This is a genomic window from Achromobacter sp. UMC46 (genome assembly GCF_014170335.1).
In the GTDB taxonomy this organism is placed as follows: domain Bacteria; phylum Pseudomonadota; class Gammaproteobacteria; order Burkholderiales; family Burkholderiaceae_B; genus Achromobacter.
The window spans coordinates 20538-36964 of record NZ_LZZS01000021.1; the positions used below are offsets into that span (position 1 = coordinate 20538).

Consider the following 16427-nt stretch of genomic DNA (forward strand, 5'->3'; position numbering starts at 1 on the left):
ATTGTTAATTATTGTCATGTTTTGAATGGATTGGGCCAAATACAAGGGACGGTTCATCGCTATGATCCGCCGCGTTTCTACGGAAAGGGAAAGAAGCGCGATGGACGCGAATACGCTCAAGATCGGCTTGATGCTTATCATCCTGGTCTGGTCGGTCATCAGCTGGATCACATACATGGTGCGGCGCAGCGATAACAAGGGCGCGCTGCGCGAGCTGAAGCAGGAGAGCCATGCGCTGCGGCCCATGACACACGAAGAGCGCGCGCTGGTACAGCCGTTCCTCGTATTCCCCGCCGATCCCAAGAAAACCGCCACCTTGGCGAGCGACAACGTCTTCACGTTGAAAGGCCCCTTCGTGCGCCACGGGCTGGAGACCGGTCAGGGCGCCTCGACGATGCACGACACCCTGGGGGGCGTCGATGTGGTCCTGCCTTACGACGCCCGCGACTATCTGCAGGAGGACAACCTCGCCGAAGTGGCGATGACGGAAAAATTCGCCATCGTCTTGGCCCTGAACGGCCAATTCGACATCGCTGGCGGCCGAGAGCGCGACCTGCGGCGCCAGAAGCAGGATCAGCAGTGGTCGGGCGGCAAGGTCGGGGTGTTGCAAGACGTGGTGCCCGTGGAAGACGGGGGGGAAAGCGGACAGGACGACCGCGAGCTGGCCGACGCGCTGCAGGTGGAAATCCTGAGTCAGCGTGACGAGACCCCCGCCGAAGTCGCCGAGCGACAACGCCCCGGCATCGGGTTCTGGGTCTCCATGGTGTGGCTGCTGGCGTTTGCCGGCCTGGCCGTGACCGCCGCCGGTGGCGGCGTGGCGTTCGCCGGCGCGGCGGCGGCGTTGACCGTCCTTGCCTTGTGGCTGACGTGGCGTCGCCGGAGGCCGGGTCAACCGGGAAAGGTCAACCGGGCGCGCGGCGAACTCAACGCCATCGTGCTGACCAATCCGGAGAACGCGCAGGCCGTGTCCACCCAGCTGTTCCTGGGCGACAAGCTGCCGATCAAGTTGCCGGATCACTGGCGCGACACGCTGACGCTGCCTGAAGACGGGCGGGTCGACGTGGACGTGCGCGTCGATGACTACGCGGTCCTGCGCTTTGGCGGCAACTATTCGGTGGACGAAGAGCAGCGCCGGTTTCCGCGCGTCTACTGGGGTCGCCATGCGACGTTTGCGCTGGTGGGCGTGCTGGCCGGAATCGCGCTATGGGCGATGGCGGACAACTTGAGGGGAGACGCGGCGCTGACCAGCGCCTGGTTCCGCGGTGCGCCGGTCCGCAGCGGCGACTCGGCAGCTGCCTTGGCCCAGGACCCGCCAGCTTTCGGAACCGTGCTGTCGCTGCAAGGTCGTGCGCGTTGCGAATTAGCGCTCGACGACGCGTCCGGGCGCGCGGCGTTCGATTGCAATCGCTTGCGTTGGGATGGCGCGGCCTCGCAGGCCGCCCGATTGGAACTGGACGAACCGATATTGCGGCTGTATTCAGGCGACTTCCTGCAGACTCGGCCCAATCCGATGGTGGACATGATGATCCGGAGCCAGGCCTTGCGCCTGATGCAGGACAACCCGATGGCGCTCTACGGCGCCCGTTCGCCGTCGGCAGAGACGGTGGTCGGCTTGAGCCGGACCGTGCTTGCGATCGAGTCCGCTGCCGGCGCCGCGATTTCGGCGTGCGACGAGCTGAAGAAGGCATTCGTCGACAGCATCCTGCTGGCCAGGGAAACGCCTGAGAGCTGGCTGGAATTGTTCAGGCTCGCGGAAGCCGGGGCATTCAAGGCCAAGGGGCGTGGGGACGACGGCGTGATGATGTCGCGCGACGTGCGCCGCATGCGCGACCAGGCCCGTTCCAGCATGCGGCCAACGGTTGAGGCCGCGCTGGACCGCGCGTCGCGAACCATGATGGCGTCTCAGCAGGGCGGGTTCGTTCTGCGGGTGCTGCCTGGCCCGCATGCCGCCTTGCCGGCCTTGAATGGCCGCTACAACGAAGACCTGCTTGCGGTGTGGGACGAGCAGATTCGCATGATGTCGCCCGACGGCGCGTTGCCCTTCAAGGTCAGCGGCATGGTCGTGGGGACAGGCGTCGATGCGTCGGGGTCGCCGGAAATCACTGTAGATGCGGCGAGGACGGCCGATGATCCGTGGCCGGCAGTGGCCCGCATGGCCTGGATGCTGCTGGCGGGTTTGCTGGTGCTGGCGCATGCGCCGTTGGCGGTGATCCGGATGCGGGCGGCGTCCGCGCGCGAGCGGGCCTTGCAGGAATACGCGCGGCAGCGCAGCGCGGCCAAGCCCGCGTTTTTCTAGGCGTGGGCAGGCTGGCGCAGGGTCTGCGCCAGCCAATCGAACAGCAGCGGGTCCGAGAACGCGGCCTGAACCGGAACCTCCCACAAGCGCGCGTCGCGCAAGCCGGCGCACTTGATCGCGTCCTTGGACGTGACGAGGATCGCGTCCGCCGTCACCGCCTGGAAGGGCGATTCTGCATAGTCGTGATGGTCGGGCAGGGGCAGCGTCGTGGCCAGCGTGAGCCCCGCGGCGCGCAACGTGGTGAAGAACCGTTCAGGGTTGCCGATGCCGGCCGCTGCCGCGATGCGCGGCTGTCCGGCATAGGCGGATAGCGGGCGCGTGGCGCCGCCTTCGATCTGGCGCACCGGACCCGGCTCCAGCCACATCCGCACCTGGCGCGGACGGGTATCGCCCGTGGCGCCCGGCTGGCCGTCAGGCGTGCCGATATTGGTGACCACGGCATCCACTTCCTGCAAGCGGCGGGCGGGTTCGCGCAACGGGCCGGCGGGCAATAGCCGGCCATTGCCCACCCCGCGCTCGTCCTGCACCACGATTTCGATGTCTCGGGCCAGCGCCAGGTGCTGCAGGCCGTCGTCGGACACGATCACGTCCACCTCGGGGTGCGCTTGCAGCAAGGCCTGGGCCGCCAGGGCGCGTTTCGGGTGCACGGATACGGGGGCGCCGGTGGCGCGGGCGATCAAGGCGGGTTCGTCGCCGTAGCGGGCGGCCGCCAGCGCGCCGGTGCCGACGCGGGCGCGCGGGCCGATCTTCACGCCATAGCCGCGGCTGACCACGCCCGGCGTATAGCCGCGGGCGCGCAGGCCTTCAACGGTGGCGATGACCATCGGGGTCTTGCCCGTGCCGCCCACGTAGACATTACCGACCACCACCACCGGCACCGGGGCGCGGTAGGCGGCCCGGGACCCGTCCAGGTACTGCCGGCGCTTGCGCGCCACGGCCCACGCGGTCAGCGCGGACAGCGGCAGCAGCAGGCTCGACAGCCAACCGCCATGCTGCCACTGGCGAGCCAGCAGCGAGGCAGAAGAACGCGTGGTGGTCACCGGGTGGTCTGGGCGGCGAAGTTGACGCGGCCGATGCCGGCCAGGCGGGCGGCTTCCATGACGTTGATCACGGATTGGTGGGTGGCTTGCGCGTCGGCGTTGATGACGACGAGGGGTTCGGGCTTGCCGGCCGCGGCCTGGCGCAGGGCGTCGGCGATTTCGGGCGGCGTGGAAACGTCGATCAGCGTGCCGTTCAGAGCGTAGCGCCCGTCCTGGCTGACGGCGACTTCCAGCGCAGGCGGCGTGTCCTGTTCTGACGAGGCCTGGGGCAGCGTCACCTTCAACTGCGTGAAACGCGCGAACGACGTGGTCGCCGCCAGGAAGATCAGGATGACCAGCAGGACGTCGATGAGCGGAATCAGGTTGATGTCCAGTTCATCGCGGTCGCCCCGGGAGCCGCGGAAATTCATGAACGTCCCTCGCGCGGGGGGGCGGGGGACGCGGACACGGCACGGACCAGCCGCGACGCGGATTGCTCCATGGCGCTCAGGTAGCCGTCGACGCGGCTGCGCAGGTAGCGGTGCGCGATCATGGCCGGAATGGCGATCAGGATGCCGAAGCCGGTGTTGTAGAGCGCGATGGAGATGCCGCGCGCCAGTTGGGCAGGATCGCCGCCGCCGGGCGTGTACGAGCCGAAAATTTCGATCATGCCGACCACGGTACCGAACAAGCCCATCAGCGGCGCGACGACGGCGATCGTGCCGATGGCGGGGATGTAGCGGCTGAGGTCATGGGCGACTGCACGGCCGGTGTCTTCAACCACGTTGCGCAGTTCTTCGCGGGGCAGATGTCGGTGACGCATCACTTCGGCCAGCACGCGGCCCAGCGGCGAGTTGCGTTCCAGCCGGTTGATCGATTCGGGGGTGTCCTGGTGGTTGCGCAGCATGTCGGCGACCTGGTCATTCAGGCCACGGGGCAGGATCAGGCTGCGGCGCAGGGAGAGGAAGCGCTCGAAAATCAGCGCCAGACCCAGCACGGATGTCGCCAGCAGGGGCCAGATAGGCCAGCCGGCCTCGCGCAAAATGGAAAGCAAAGCGTTCAACTCCCGGGGAAGCCGTCGCGCGCGGGAGGGAGCGCATCGGCATCTGATCAAGCCGAAACTGTAACGGTGCGGCGGGGTTGTGGCAAGGCGGATTGACCCCGGAATTATCCACAGAAATTGTGGATAATTCTGTGCAAAACTCTGCCGGAACGCTTGTGGGCACAGGGCTTGCGCTTGTTTGCTTCAAATGAGCGCAGCGGCGTTTAAGTAAAAAATCCATATAAATCAATGAATTGCACGGAGATTGCTGGCTGTCTGGGCCGTTGCTGCAAAAAACTGTGGGCGCGGTATCATTGCGGCCCGCTACGTATGCCCTGTGGACAGGTACGCACCGGAAAGCCTCATGACAATTGAATTTGCAGTCACAAACAACGCATTTGCGCGGGATATCCTGACAGTTGCCCAGCTAAACCAAGCAGTGGGGCAGTTGTTGGAGCGCAGCATCCCGGCAATATGGGTGCGCGGCGAGATTTCCAACTTCACGGCGGCGGCATCCGGGCATTGGTACTTCACGCTCAAGGACAGCCGGGCCTCCGTGCGCGCCGTCATGTTCCGCAGCCGCGCCAGCGCGGTGGGGTTCGTGCCCCGGGCGGGCGATCAGGTCGAGATCCGGGCCAGGGTTTCCCTGTACGAGGCCCGTGGCGACTACCAGTTGCAAGCCGACGGCATGCGCCGGGCCGGGCTGGGCAACCTGTATGAAGCATTTCTGCGCCTGAAAGAGCAATTGGCCTCCGAAGGCCTGTTCGATCCGGCCCGCAAGCGCGACCCGGTCCGCCTGCCGCGCGCCATCGGCGTGGTGACCTCGCTGCACGCGGCGGCCCTGCGGGACGTCCTGTCGGCATTGGCCCGGCGCGCGCCCCAGGTGCCCGTCATCATCTATCCGGCCCCGGTTCAGGGCGCGGACGCCGCCAACCGCCTGGCCGCCCAGGTGCGGCTGGCCAACGAGCGCGCCGAGGTCGATACCTTGCTGCTGGTGCGCGGCGGGGGCAGCATCGAAGACCTTTGGAGCTTCAATGACGAAGACCTGGCGCGCCAGGTGGCGGCCAGCGAGATTCCCGTCATCAGCGGCGTCGGGCACGAGACCGACTTCACCATCGTGGACTTCGTGGCCGACGTGCGCGCGCCGACGCCCACCGCCGCCGCCGAACTGGCCTGCGCGCCGCGCTCGGAATTGCTGGGCCGGGTCATGCAGACCGCCCAAGCCATGGCGCGCGGCCAGCAGCGCCGCCTGGAACGCGCCGCCCAGCGCCTGGACCGCGCGGCGGGGCAACTGGTGTCTCCGGCGCAACGCCTGGAGCATCAGCGTGAACGGTTGAACAGCTTGCGCTTCCGCCTGGCGTCGGCGTGGTCCGGTCCGCAGGGCCGTCGCGCCGCGCGCGTCAACCTGCTGACCCAGCGCTTGACGCACCGCGTTCCAGATACCGGCCGCGCGGCCGACCGTCTGGCCGGCGCCGTGCGCCAATTGGGCCAGGCCCATGCGCGCCTGCTGGTACAGAACCGCAACCGCGTGGCCGCGGCCACCGCGCAATTGCGCGCACTGGACCCGGGCAATACGTTGTCGCGCGGCTACGCGATTGCCCGCGACGCCGATGGCCGCATCGTGCGCGACGCGGCGGCATTGGCGGCCGGGCAGCCGCTGGATTTGAGCTTCGCGCAAGGCGGCGCCCAGGTCGAAGTCCTGAATACCCGCAAGACGCGCGACGCTATCTGAGCGGAGTCCCCGCCCGCGATCCGGTCATCCGGGCGCAGGGCAAGGGCGTGAGGGCGCGGGACCATTTCACGCAATCCAAGGCGATGCGATGCGGCACAACAGAAGCGTGGAGTGGATGGCGGGCCTGCTGGCCGGAACGGCAATCGCGTTGGGACATGCCGCGATCGCGCAGGCCGCTCCGGCGGTTTCCGCTGCGGAACGGGAAGGCGTTAAAACCGACCCCACGCGGGTCGAGCCGAACCAGGCGGAAAAGACGGTGCGCCAGGCGACCAAACCTTGTGAGTGCGCCTGCGATTGCGAATCGCCGTACCGCGAATATAAAGACGTCGATACGCCGGCCACCGCCGCCCTGTTCGCGGCCGCAGGCGCCAGCGACGAGACGGCGTTCCTTTCTGCCTTGACCCACGTGAACCGCCCGGGCGACTACGCCATGGATGGGGTGCCGCTGCTGCATGTGTTGCTGATGCCGCCGCGCGCTTTGCGTGCCGCGGACGTGTACTGGAGCATGACGGCGGAAGACGCGGCGCGCATCCGCAAGGCGCATGAGGCGATCCTGCCCGCCCGCACGCGCATGCTGGCCGCGTTGCTGGCGACGAAGCCCGCGATGGACGACGTGACCTATTCGTCGCGCCGTCCGCCGCTGCATCTGGCCCTCTTGTACGGCACGCCTGCCATCATGGACATGCTGCTGGCGGCGGGTGCAAAGCCGGATCAGCGCGGGGACGACAGCCGCACGCCGCTTGAGTTCCTGTTGAACCGCGATTTCGAATTCGCGGTGCGCATGACGTATCTGCCCCGGCTGGTCGACCGCGCATCGATGACGCGAATGGTGCTGGCCTTGTTCAAGGCCGGGGCGGCCAAGCCCTATATGGGCTTCGAGCCCTCTGTCGCGGACTACCTGGCCTGGGGCCCCATGGTGGAAATGACCGAAGGCGCGGCGCCGTTGCGCGCGCTGGCCGCCACGGGCACCCAGCCGGCGTACGAAGACGGCCTGACCGCATTGGCGCTGGCCGGCTACCTGGGCAACGGCGGCGCCGTGCCGGTGCTGATGGAGTTGGGGCCGCGTCATATTCCCGCGACGGGGTACGGCGAGACCGGAGAGCGCGACGTGTGGCTGGATGCGGCGCAAGCCGCCGTGGAGGGCGGCCATCCCGAGATCGCCGCGCAACTGCTGCGGGCCGGCATGCCGTTTGCGCAACGCGGCCCGCAGACCGGATCGACGGACCTGATCTTCGGCAAACTGGAAATGGCGGCGCGTCCCATCATGAACCTTGCCGCCCGGCAAGGCGATGTGCAGACCCTGCAACGCTTGCTGTCGTTGGGCGCGCCGGTCGACGGCGATCCGCGCGACCCGTACGGCAACACGCCGTTGGCCGATGCGGTCGAGGCTCGCAAGCCCGATGCGGTGAAGGTGCTGCTCGCGGCGGGCGCGGATCCCGGCGCCAAGCGCGAAGGTTATGACTTGAAGTCGGCGGTCGACGTGGCGGTGCAGGCTGGCGATGTGCCGACGTTGCGGCAGTTCGCCGACGCCGGGTTCGACCTGAAGACGCTGGGGGCGGGCGCGATCCGCCAGGCACTGGAAAACCGCGACGCGGCATTGGCCTTGATGCTGATCGACGTCGGCGTGCCGGTGGATTCGAAGGTCGTGCGGGCAGGCGAGTCGGACGACGCGCGCGGCCATCGCGCCGAGCCGCCGTTGCTGCTGGCCGTGACATCCGGTCTGGCGCCGGTCGTCGATGCCTTGCTGGCACGCGGCGCCGACCCCGCAGGCCTCGCGCCCAATGGCGAAAGCGCCTTGTATTGGCTGATCGGCAGGCAAGACACCGCGATGCTTGATCGCTTGTTGCGCGCGGGCGCGAAGCTGGACGATCCGCGCCTGCCGCGCGCGCCGGCCCCGTATGCCTTGCTGAACGCGGCCGTGGCCTCTGGCGACATGGCGCTGGTCAAGCAAGTCAGCCAGGCTACGGGCCAATCCTTGGCGGACGCCTGCATGCCCGAGGGCGGCGAACTCAATTTGCTGGACAAGCCGGGATACTTCGCGCAACTGCAGGCGGCGGGTTTTACCGGCAAGCCGGACCAATGCGCGCGCGATGCGGCGCCGTTGCCGCAACGCATCGTGTCGCAGCTATTGCACAGCCGCCAATTGATCGTGGCGCGGCAGGCGGCAGTGGTGCAGTTGCTGCGGCAATTGAAAGCGTCGGGCACGGACCTGGACGCGCCGCAGGCCGATGGCGATACGCCATTGAACGTGGCCATCAGGCTGGGCCGGCAGGATCTGGCCGATGCGCTGCTGACCGCAGGGGCCAGTCCGGATTCGGTCGACGCCGCAGGCCGAAGCCCCGCCGGGGTCGCGCTGGAGACCGGCCAGCCCGGCATGCGGGCGTTGCTTGCGCACTATGGCGCGCGCCTCGAAGAGGCTGCCGAACCCGCCGCGCAGGGCAAGCGGGCCGGCGCCAAGGCACCCAGCAAATCCGCGGCCATCACCCGCTTGGCAGGACACTACCGGTTGCTAGGCATGCCGGAAGTGGGCAGTGAATTCCTGTTGTCGGAAGGCGGCGGCTTCAACTACATGATGACCTACGGCGCGGTCGACATCATGGCCCGTGGCTCGTGGCGCAGCGACGGCAAACACGTGTTCCTGGATACGCCGCCGATCGCGCCGTACTCGGCGATCGCGGGCGTGCGCGCCGATACGCGGCCCGCCGTACCCGGCCAGTTGACGGTGCGTGTGTACTACCGCGACCGGCCTGTGAAGATCGACGTGGCGATGTCGTCGGTGGATGCAGACTATGGCGGCGTCCCGAGGCAATCGGAAGGCTCGGACGGCGTCAGCGCGCCGATCGCGCCAGGGGCCTTGAAAGCGTTGGCCGTGTTCGTGCCGTTGCCGTCGGGCGCGCGCTGGCACGAGGTCGACATCAGCAAGTTCGATGCCGGCGCACGCGCGATCCGCGTGGATGTTTCGGTACCTGAATCCGCCGCGGGCACGCCGTTGCACAAGACGTTCACGGTGCAGAAAGACGGTGCGCTGGTCGAGTCCAGCGGTGGCCGCGAATTGCGATACGAGAAAGAGTAGCGTTTACAAAAACAAGACGCGCCAAAGTCATAAGCACATGTGTCCGTTAACCCCGCACAGGCGCGGGTTTAACAAGGTATCCTCATTAGTTGCCGATACAATCGAACGGCTTGATCGTGCACTCAACAGAAGGAACCAACACATGGCACATACTCTTCCCCCCCTGCCTTACGAACTGGACGCGCTGGCTCCGCACATCTCCAAGGAAACGCTGGAGTTCCACTACGGTAAGCATCACCAGACGTACGTCACGAACCTGAACAACCTGATCCCGGGTACGGAATTCGAAACGCTGTCGCTGGAAGACATCGTGAAGAAATCCTCGGGTGGCATTTTCAACAACGCCGCTCAGATCTGGAACCACACGTTCTACTGGAACAGCCTGGCTCCCAAGGCCGGCGGCGCACCCTCGGGCAAGCTGGCTGACGCCATCAATGCCAAGTGGGGCAGCTTCGACGCTTTCAAGGAAGCGTTCAACAAGTCGGCAGCCGGCAACTTCGGTTCGGGCTGGACCTGGCTGGTCAAGAAGGCCGACGGTTCGGTCGACATCGTCAACACCAGCAACGCCGCCACGCCGCTGACCACGGCCGACAAGCCGCTGATCACCTGTGATGTCTGGGAACACGCGTACTACATCGATTACCGCAACGCGCGTCCCAAGTATCTGGAAAACTTCTGGGCCCTGGTGAACTGGGAGTTCGCCGCCAAGAACTTTGCCTGATCGGCAATGACGTCCTCCGCGCCCACCGCGTTTGCGGCGCGGCGCTGGAAGAAAACCCCTCGGCTGGCCGAGGGGTTTTCTTTTATCCGTTCAGAAAAAATTCAGCTTTTGAAACCCTGTCGATTGTCGAATTCATTGTGGGGAAATGAAGAGAAAACATCCTTTTCTTTAGGGTTATCCCTAGAAACCCGTGCCGCTATTGTTGCCAGCAGTCTGCGGCTGAACCCCGGCGCCGATGACCGCGGCCTGCCGCCATAAACCGGGGTATCTACAGGGAAGGGAAGCATGTTGCGGTTATTTTCGGGCTTGCGCATCGGGGCGCGCCTGTCGGGCGCGTTCTTGCTCGTCGCGGTGATCGGCGGCGCCATCGGGGCCTTTGGCGTGTGGGGGCTGTCACGCATCAATGAAATGAACGATCGGTTGTACGACACCGAGTTGCGCGGCATCTCGGATTTGAAGGAAGCCAACATCAACCTGATCTACGCGGGCCGTGCCCGCAGCGGCTATCTGGCCGCCACGAGCGATCAGGACCGTCAGGCGCTGAAGAAGCAGTTCGACGACGCCGTCAAGAACATGGACACGCTGCGCGAGAAGGCTGCCGCCAATTTCCATGCGGAAGAGGGCAAGCGCCTGCTGGCGCAATTCGCGGAAACCGAGCAGGTCTGGAAGCGCGAGTCGGCGGCGTTCTTCGCCGCCGCGCAGACGCATTCGCTGACGCAGTCGGATCCGCGTGTCGCCGAAATCGAGAAGCGGGTGATCGTGTCGTCGCAGAAGCTGGACGACTTGATGACGGACCTGGCGGTGGGCAAGGAGAAGGCCGCCGCGCAATCCGTGCAGGAAGGCACGGACCTGTACGGCACGATGCGCGCGGTCATGATCTCGCTGGCGGTGGCCGGCGTGGCCATCGGCATGCTGCTGGGCTGGCTGGTCACGCGCGGCATCGTGCGTCCGCTGGAGCAAGCCGTCAAAGCGGCGCGCCAAGTCGCCGCCGGCGACCTGACGACCGATATCCAGGTGTCCACCCGCGATGAGACGGGCGATTTGATGAACGCGCTCAAGGCGATGAACGAAAGCCTGGCGCGCATCGTCGCGGACGTGCGCGACGGATGCGAAAGCATCGCCTCGGCCTCCTCGCAGATCGCGCAGGGCAATTCCGACCTGTCGCAGCGCACGGAAGAGCAGGCCTCGTCGCTGGAAGAGACCGCGGCGTCGATGGAGGAGCTGACCAGCACCGTGCAGCAAAACGCCAACAACGCCAGCGAGGCCGACCGCCTCGTCAGCCAGGCGTCCACCGTCGCCGTGCGCGGCGGTGAAGTGGTCGAAGGCGTGGTGCAGACGATGAGCGCCATTTCCGACAGTTCGCGCCGCATCGCCGATATCACGGGCGTGATCGACGGCATCGCGTTCCAGACCAACATCCTGGCGCTCAACGCCGCGGTGGAAGCGGCGCGCGCCGGTGAACAAGGGCGCGGCTTTGCCGTGGTGGCGGGAGAGGTGCGCACGTTGGCGCAGCGTTCGGCCGTGGCAGCCAAGGAAATCAAGGTCTTGATCGACGAGTCCGTCACGCGTGTCGAGGGCGGCACGCGCCAGGTCGACGAAGCCGGGCGCACCATGCGCGAAGTGGTTGATAGCGTGCGTCAAGTCGCCGTCCTGGTGCGCGAGATTGCCAGCGCGTCGGAAGAACAGTCCTCGGGCATCGGCCAGGTCAACCAGGCGGTCGCGCAGATGGACACCGTGACGCAGCAGAACGCCGCGCTGGTGGAGGAGGCCGCGGCGGCCGCCGCCAGCATGCAGGAACAGGCGTCCCGCCTGGCGCAGGAAGTGCGCCGCTTCAAGGTGGATGCCGGCGGCGTGCCGGCGCGCCAGGCGCAAGCCCGGCTGGTGCGGGCCGTGCCGGCGGTGGCCAAGACGTCCGCGGCATCGCCGGCTCGTCCGGCGCTGGCGCATGCGTCCGACGACGACTGGTCGACGTTCTAAGCGGGTCGTCGCCTGCGGTGGCGACCATTTTGCCGCCCGGCGCCATGCCGGGTTGTGGGCTGCGGGTCAGGTTGGAATGGTAAGGTTAGCGACTTCCCGCCGCCTGCCCGCAGCCCATGAGCCTGATTGATTCCTTCCGCCGGATCTCCACCGGCGCTCGCCGACTGATGCGCCGAAAAGTGCGTCAAATCAACCGCTTGTCGCGCAAGAGCCTGCAAATGCTCTTGCTGCTCGGGGGCGCGGGCCTGGTGGCGTTGATGTCATTGGGCTTCGCCTTTCTGGCCGACAAGGCGCTGGATTGGAACCGGGAATGGGTTGGCCACAATGGTTGGCTCGCATTGCTGGTGTTGCCTTTCAGCCTGGCCGGTCTGCGTTGGCTGACCTTGCGCTTCGCGCCCAACGCCTCGGGCAGCGGCATTCCCCAAGTCATCGGCGCGCTGTCGTTGCCGCCCGGCGCCAGCCAAAGCAGCCTGGTGTCGCTGGCGCAGGCCTTGTGGAAGGTTCCGCTGGCGTTCCTCGGCATGCTGGCCGGCGCATCGATCGGCCGCGAAGGCCCGTCGGTGCAAGTGGGCGCCGCCCTCATGCTCGCCTGGGGCGACTTCTGGAAGCGGCGCGGCGTGCAACTGCGCGGCTTCCATGCCAACGAACTGATCGCCGCCGGCGCGGCGGGCGGGCTTGCCGCCGCGTTCAACGCGCCGCTGGCCGGCGTCATCTTCGCCATCGAAGAGCTGGGCCGCGGCACCGTGCTGCGCTGGCAGCGCCTGGTGCTGATCGGCGTGCTGGCCGCGGGCTTCCTGGTGGTCGCGGTGCAAGGCAATAACCCGTATTTCGGCGTGTTTGGCGGCGCGCCGCTGGCGCAAGGCATGGTGATGTGGATCGTCGTCTGCGGCACCATCAACGGCGCGCTGGGCGGAATCTTCGCGCGCCTGCTGGGCAAGGGCGCGGCAGGTTCCGCGCCGGCGGCCTGGCGCGCCTGGATCCGCGCGCATCCCATCTGGACCGCCTTCATCATGGGGTTGATCCTGGCCGTGATCGGCCTGTGCACGGCCGGCAGCGTCTATGGCACGGGCTACGGCGTGGCGGCGGACCTGCTGTCGGGCCATGACGCGGCGCCCGCCGGTTTCGGGCTTGCCAAACTGGCCGCCACCGTGGCCTCGTACTGGGCGGGCATTCCCGGCGGCATCTTCACGCCGGCCCTGACCACCGGCGCCGGCATTGGCCAGCACATCTGGGAATTGGCGGGCGAGGGCGTGGACCAGCGCGTGCTGGTGCTGGTGTCGATGGCGGCCTTTCTGGCCGCGGCCACGCAGGCGCCGTTGACGGCCAGCGTGGTGGTCATGGAAATGACGGGCAGCCAGCCCATGCTGTTCTGGCTGCTGGTGGGCTCGCTGTTGGCCTCGGGCGTATCGCGCCAGTTCTGCCCGCAACCTTTCTATCACCTGGCGGCGGGACGCTTTCGCCGGCAGGCGATCGTGGAGGCCGGACGCGCGGCGAAATCGGAAGTGGATACGGGCCCGGCAGGCGCCAAATCCTCCGCGCCGTGAGCGCCCTGCACGCAAACCGTGCCTGCGCGGCGCCCTATCAGGGTGAACACCTACTGGACATTGTCCGTGTGGCGGACAGGCGCACCTTGCACCAACTTGGCGCGAAAACCGCTGCGTTAACATCGGGCGATCCCGTTTTTCCCACTTCACTCCGAGCTTCTCATGACCGTGAATGCCTTTATTTGTGATGCGATTCGCACCCCCTTCGGCCGCTACGGCGGTGCGCTGGCGAGCGTGCGCCCCGACGATCTGGCTGCCGTCGCCATCAAGGCCCTGGTGGCGCGCAACCCCGGCGTGCGCTGGGAAGAGCTGGATGACGCGATCATGGGTTGCGCGAACCAGGCCGGCGAAGACAACCGCAACGTCGCCCGCATGGCGACCCTGCTTGCCGGCCTGCCGATCGAAGTGCCCGGCGCCACCGTCAACCGCCTGTGCGGTTCCGGCCTGGACGCCATCGGCACCGCCGCCCGCGCGATCCGCGCTGGTGAAGCCGGCTTGATGCTGGCCGGCGGCGTCGAAAGCATGAGCCGCGCGCCGTTCGTCATGGGCAAGGCCGACAGCGCGTTCTCGCGCAATGCCGCCATCTTCGACACGACCATCGGCTGGCGCTTCATCAACAAGCTGATGAAGGCGCAATACGGCGTGGACTCGATGCCCGAGACCGCCGAGAACGTCGCCGACGATTTCAAGATCAGCCGCGAAGACCAGGACTTGTTCGCGCTGGCCAGCCAGCAGAAGACGGCCCGCGCGCAGAAAGAAGGCGTGTTCGACGCCGAAATCGTGCCGGTGTCGATCGCCCAGAAAAAGGGCGACGCCATCATCGTCGCCAAGGACGAGCACCCGCGCGAGACCAGCCTGGAATCGCTGGCCAAGCTGAAGGGCGTGGTCCGTGAAGGCGGTACCGTCACGGCCGGCAACGCGTCGGGCGTGAACGACGGCGCCGCCGCGCTGCTGCTGGCCGACGAGAAGGCGGCTGCCCGCCACGGTCTGACCCCGCGCGCTCGCGTGGTCGGCATGGCCACCGCCGGCGTCGCGCCGCGCATCATGGGCATCGGCCCGGCGCCCGCCACGCTGAAGGTGCTGGCCCAGACCGGCCTGACGCTTGACCAGATGGACGTGATCGAACTGAACGAGGCCTTCGCTGCCCAAGGCCTGGCCGTGATGCGCCAGTTGGGCCTTGCCGACAACGACCCGCGCGTGAACCCCAACGGCGGCGCGATCGCCCTGGGCCACCCGCTGGGCGCCAGCGGCGCGCGTCTGGCCACGACGGCGATCAACCAGCTGCACCGCACCGGCGGCCGCTATGCGCTGTGCACGATGTGCATCGGCGTGGGTCAGGGCATCGCGCTGATTATCGAGCGCGTCTAACGCCAAAGTGTTGTTTTTTCCCGCCGTTTTTCGGGGGCGGGAATGAAAAGGGAGCCCTGCGGGGCTCCCTTGTCGCATCCGGAACGGGGTATTGCCGCCCCGGGATCGCGCCGCTCAGGGCAGGCCGTCGATTTTCCGTCCGGCCGTGATGCCGTGCTCGGCAAACCAGCCTTGGGCCATTTCCAGGGCGTAGCGCACCGGTTTCTTCGCGCAATGCGGGTCTTCGGTCTGCGGCGCCATGTCGTCGATGTTGACGATCGTGCCGTCGTCGGCGATAAAGGCTATCGAAAGCGGCAGAAGCGTGTTGCGCATCCAGAAACACTGAACGTCGGGCTGTTCGAATACGAACAGCATGCCGTCGTTGCCAGGAAGTTCTTTGCGGAACATGAGGCCGTCGCGGCGCGTGGCGTCGGTATTGGCGACTTCTGCGCGGATAATATGGATACCCGCCGAAAGCTGGGTGGTCGGCAGCGGCGCTTGCGGGCCGGTCTGGGCTTGCGCGCTGACGCTCCAGGCGAGCGCCGCGGCGGTCATTACCGTGGCGGCTGCCGCCGTGGCCAAGGCTTTCAGTCGTGCCGGTTTAAAGAACGCTGTTTGGAACAACGAGCGATTGACAGGGAACAACACAGCATTCTTCAGCATGGCCTGACTTGGTATTAGAGAAAATAACAAGGCGGGGCTCGAAAGCCCCGCCTGAATTTGATGGCGCAACCTTACCGTTGCACTTTAAGGGTAACTCAGGCAGCTGTGATATTAAGCGCCTGCTTGCCTTTGGGCCCCTGGATAATTTCGAAGGCCACTTTCTGGCCTTCTTTCAGGGTTTTAAAACCATTCATCTGGATGGACGAAAAGTGGGCGAACAAATCTTCACCGCCGTCGTCGGGCGTAATGAAGCCGAACCCCTTTGCATCGTTGAACCATTTGACGGTGCCCGTCGATTTGGGATTGTCCCCTTGGACGGCGGTTGCGGTCGTATCAGACATGCGGACTGCCTCATTGAATCGTATGTTGACAGAAGGGCATCGCGGTCAAGACCCCTGTCCCCCCTCCGGCTTCCTGGCAGATTTTCGATGAGTTGAAAACCCCAGAATGCGCTGATAATGCGCTGCTTTTCTTCGTGTCGTCAAGTATGGAAACTACGTATTTCTGCGTGTAATTTTGCGTAAGTTACACGTTAGGCGTCCCCAGTTTAAATAGAATAGCCGCCCTATGAGTTCTACCTTGGATACCCAGCATGATTTGGCCGTCGAGAAGGCTCCGGCACGCGCCGCGCCGCCTCCGATGTACCAGGTCCTGTTGCTCAATGACGACTACACGCCGATGGAATTCGTCGTGAAAGTCCTGCAAAAATTCTTCAATAAGAATCACGAAGAGGCGACGCGGATCATGTTGCAAGTGCATCACGAAGGGCGCGGAGTATGCGGGGTGTATCCCCGCGACCTCGCCGCGACCCGGATTGCCCAGGTCGGGCAGTATGCGCGGGCGCGCCAGCACCCGCTTCAGTGCGTGATGGAACCGGTCTAATACTAAAAGAAGGCGCCGCCAGCGATGGCGGCGTTGTGCTGTCCGCTGTTTGCAGGAAAGTAGTATCCGCGTACCGGGAAGCACGCGGACATGATGGTCGGCAGCTCCGCCGCAAAGGAGCATTGATTTCG

General features: G+C 66.2%; 14 protein-coding genes. 9 read left to right on the top strand and 5 right to left on the bottom strand.

Going from position 1 to position 16427, the window contains the following annotated elements; all coding sequences use genetic code 11:
• The first annotated feature begins 100 nt into the window (after nucleotides 1–100).
• Nucleotides 101–2296 (top strand): IgaA/UmoB family intracellular growth attenuator, encoded by a 2196-nt coding sequence (locus A9973_RS16620; RefSeq protein WP_183014831.1) that lies wholly within the window; start codon nucleotides 101–103, stop codon nucleotides 2294–2296.
• Here A9973_RS16620 and lpxK read toward each other — a convergent pair.
• The 3 genes from lpxK to A9973_RS16635 are packed head-to-tail and all read right to left on the bottom strand — an operon-like array spanning nucleotide 2293 to nucleotide 4369.
• A complete protein-coding gene (lpxK, locus tag A9973_RS16625; RefSeq protein ID WP_183014832.1) occupies nucleotides 2293–3336 on the bottom strand; it encodes a tetraacyldisaccharide 4'-kinase in 1044 nt (347 codons plus the stop codon). The two genes, A9973_RS16620 and lpxK, sit on opposite strands and share 4 nt — an antisense overlap.
• On the bottom strand, nucleotides 3333–3746 hold the full coding sequence (locus A9973_RS16630) for a biopolymer transporter ExbD (protein ID WP_183014833.1): 414 nt from the start codon (nucleotides 3744–3746) through the stop codon (nucleotides 3333–3335). The genes lpxK and A9973_RS16630 overlap by 4 nt, the downstream gene beginning before the upstream one ends.
• On the bottom strand, nucleotides 3743–4369 hold the full coding sequence (locus A9973_RS16635; protein ID WP_183014834.1) for a MotA/TolQ/ExbB proton channel family protein: 627 nt from the start codon (nucleotides 4367–4369) through the stop codon (nucleotides 3743–3745). Before A9973_RS16635 ends, A9973_RS16630 begins: the two co-directional genes overlap by 4 nt.
• Before the next feature lie 352 nt (nucleotides 4370–4721).
• Here A9973_RS16635 and xseA point away from each other — a divergent pair, with 352 nt between their 5' ends.
• From xseA to pcaF, 7 genes are all read left to right on the top strand, one after another.
• Entirely contained in the window at nucleotides 4722–6089 is a 1368-nt protein-coding gene (gene xseA, locus A9973_RS16640) for an exodeoxyribonuclease VII large subunit (RefSeq protein WP_183014835.1), read from the top strand.
• 88 nt (nucleotides 6090–6177) lie between these two features.
• Nucleotides 6178–9162 (top strand): ankyrin repeat domain-containing protein, encoded by a 2985-nt coding sequence (locus tag A9973_RS16645; RefSeq protein WP_255469190.1) that lies wholly within the window; start codon nucleotides 6178–6180, stop codon nucleotides 9160–9162.
• A 142-nt stretch (nucleotides 9163–9304) separates the two neighbouring features.
• Nucleotides 9305–9883, top strand: a complete 579-nt coding sequence (sodB, locus tag A9973_RS16650; protein ID WP_105556338.1) for a superoxide dismutase [Fe] — start codon at nucleotides 9305–9307, stop codon at nucleotides 9881–9883.
• 6 nt (nucleotides 9884–9889) lie between these two features.
• Nucleotides 9890–10141 (top strand): hypothetical protein, encoded by a 252-nt coding sequence (locus A9973_RS16655; protein ID WP_183014836.1) that lies wholly within the window; start codon nucleotides 9890–9892, stop codon nucleotides 10139–10141.
• 27 nt (nucleotides 10142–10168) lie between these two features.
• On the top strand, nucleotides 10169–11860 hold the full coding sequence (locus A9973_RS16660; protein ID WP_183014837.1) for a methyl-accepting chemotaxis protein: 1692 nt from the start codon (nucleotides 10169–10171) through the stop codon (nucleotides 11858–11860).
• A 167-nt stretch (nucleotides 11861–12027) separates the two neighbouring features.
• Nucleotides 12028–13404: a chloride channel protein gene (locus A9973_RS16665; RefSeq protein ID WP_183014881.1), complete on the top strand. Its 1377-nt coding sequence runs from the start codon at nucleotides 12028–12030 to the stop codon at nucleotides 13402–13404.
• A gap of 162 nt (nucleotides 13405–13566) precedes the next feature.
• Entirely contained in the window at nucleotides 13567–14772 is a 1206-nt protein-coding gene (gene pcaF, locus A9973_RS16670) for a 3-oxoadipyl-CoA thiolase (protein WP_105556335.1), read from the top strand.
• A gap of 114 nt (nucleotides 14773–14886) precedes the next feature.
• Here the strand turns inward: pcaF and A9973_RS16675 are convergent, their stop codons facing one another.
• On the bottom strand, nucleotides 14887–15414 hold the full coding sequence (locus A9973_RS16675; protein WP_183014838.1) for a DUF192 domain-containing protein: 528 nt from the start codon (nucleotides 15412–15414) through the stop codon (nucleotides 14887–14889).
• A 95-nt stretch (nucleotides 15415–15509) separates the two neighbouring features.
• A complete protein-coding gene (locus tag A9973_RS16680; RefSeq protein WP_006220277.1) occupies nucleotides 15510–15755 on the bottom strand; it encodes a cold-shock protein in 246 nt (81 codons plus the stop codon).
• A 226-nt stretch (nucleotides 15756–15981) separates the two neighbouring features.
• Here A9973_RS16680 and clpS point away from each other — a divergent pair, with 226 nt between their 5' ends.
• Nucleotides 15982–16296, top strand: coding sequence for an ATP-dependent Clp protease adapter ClpS (gene clpS, locus A9973_RS16685; protein ID WP_006220276.1), 315 nt, complete (start codon nucleotides 15982–15984; stop codon nucleotides 16294–16296).
• The last annotated feature ends 131 nt before the right edge of the window (nucleotides 16297–16427 follow it).

Excerpts from the sequence above, each read along its gene's own strand:
- A9973_RS16620 (WP_183014831.1), top strand. The coding sequence starts at position 101 with ATGGACGCGAATACGCTCAAGATCGGCTTGATGCTTATCATCCTGGTC.
- A9973_RS16630 (WP_183014833.1), bottom strand. The coding sequence starts at position 3,746 with ATGAATTTCCGCGGCTCCCGGGGCGACCGCGATGAACTGGACATCAAC.
- xseA (WP_183014835.1), top strand. The coding sequence starts at position 4,722 with ATGACAATTGAATTTGCAGTCACAAACAACGCATTTGCGCGGGATATC.
- A9973_RS16645 (WP_255469190.1), top strand. The coding sequence starts at position 6,178 with ATGCGGCACAACAGAAGCGTGGAGTGGATGGCGGGCCTGCTGGCCGGA.
- sodB (WP_105556338.1), top strand. The coding sequence starts at position 9,305 with ATGGCACATACTCTTCCCCCCCTGCCTTACGAACTGGACGCGCTGGCT.
- A9973_RS16655 (WP_183014836.1), top strand. The coding sequence starts at position 9,890 with ATGACGTCCTCCGCGCCCACCGCGTTTGCGGCGCGGCGCTGGAAGAAA.
- A9973_RS16660 (WP_183014837.1), top strand. The coding sequence starts at position 10,169 with ATGTTGCGGTTATTTTCGGGCTTGCGCATCGGGGCGCGCCTGTCGGGC.
- A9973_RS16665 (WP_183014881.1), top strand. The coding sequence starts at position 12,028 with ATGCGCCGAAAAGTGCGTCAAATCAACCGCTTGTCGCGCAAGAGCCTG.
- pcaF (WP_105556335.1), top strand. The coding sequence starts at position 13,567 with ATGACCGTGAATGCCTTTATTTGTGATGCGATTCGCACCCCCTTCGGC.
- A9973_RS16675 (WP_183014838.1), bottom strand. The coding sequence starts at position 15,414 with ATGCTGAAGAATGCTGTGTTGTTCCCTGTCAATCGCTCGTTGTTCCAA.
- A9973_RS16680 (WP_006220277.1), bottom strand. The coding sequence starts at position 15,755 with ATGTCTGATACGACCGCAACCGCCGTCCAAGGGGACAATCCCAAATCG.
- clpS (WP_006220276.1), top strand. The coding sequence starts at position 15,982 with ATGAGTTCTACCTTGGATACCCAGCATGATTTGGCCGTCGAGAAGGCT.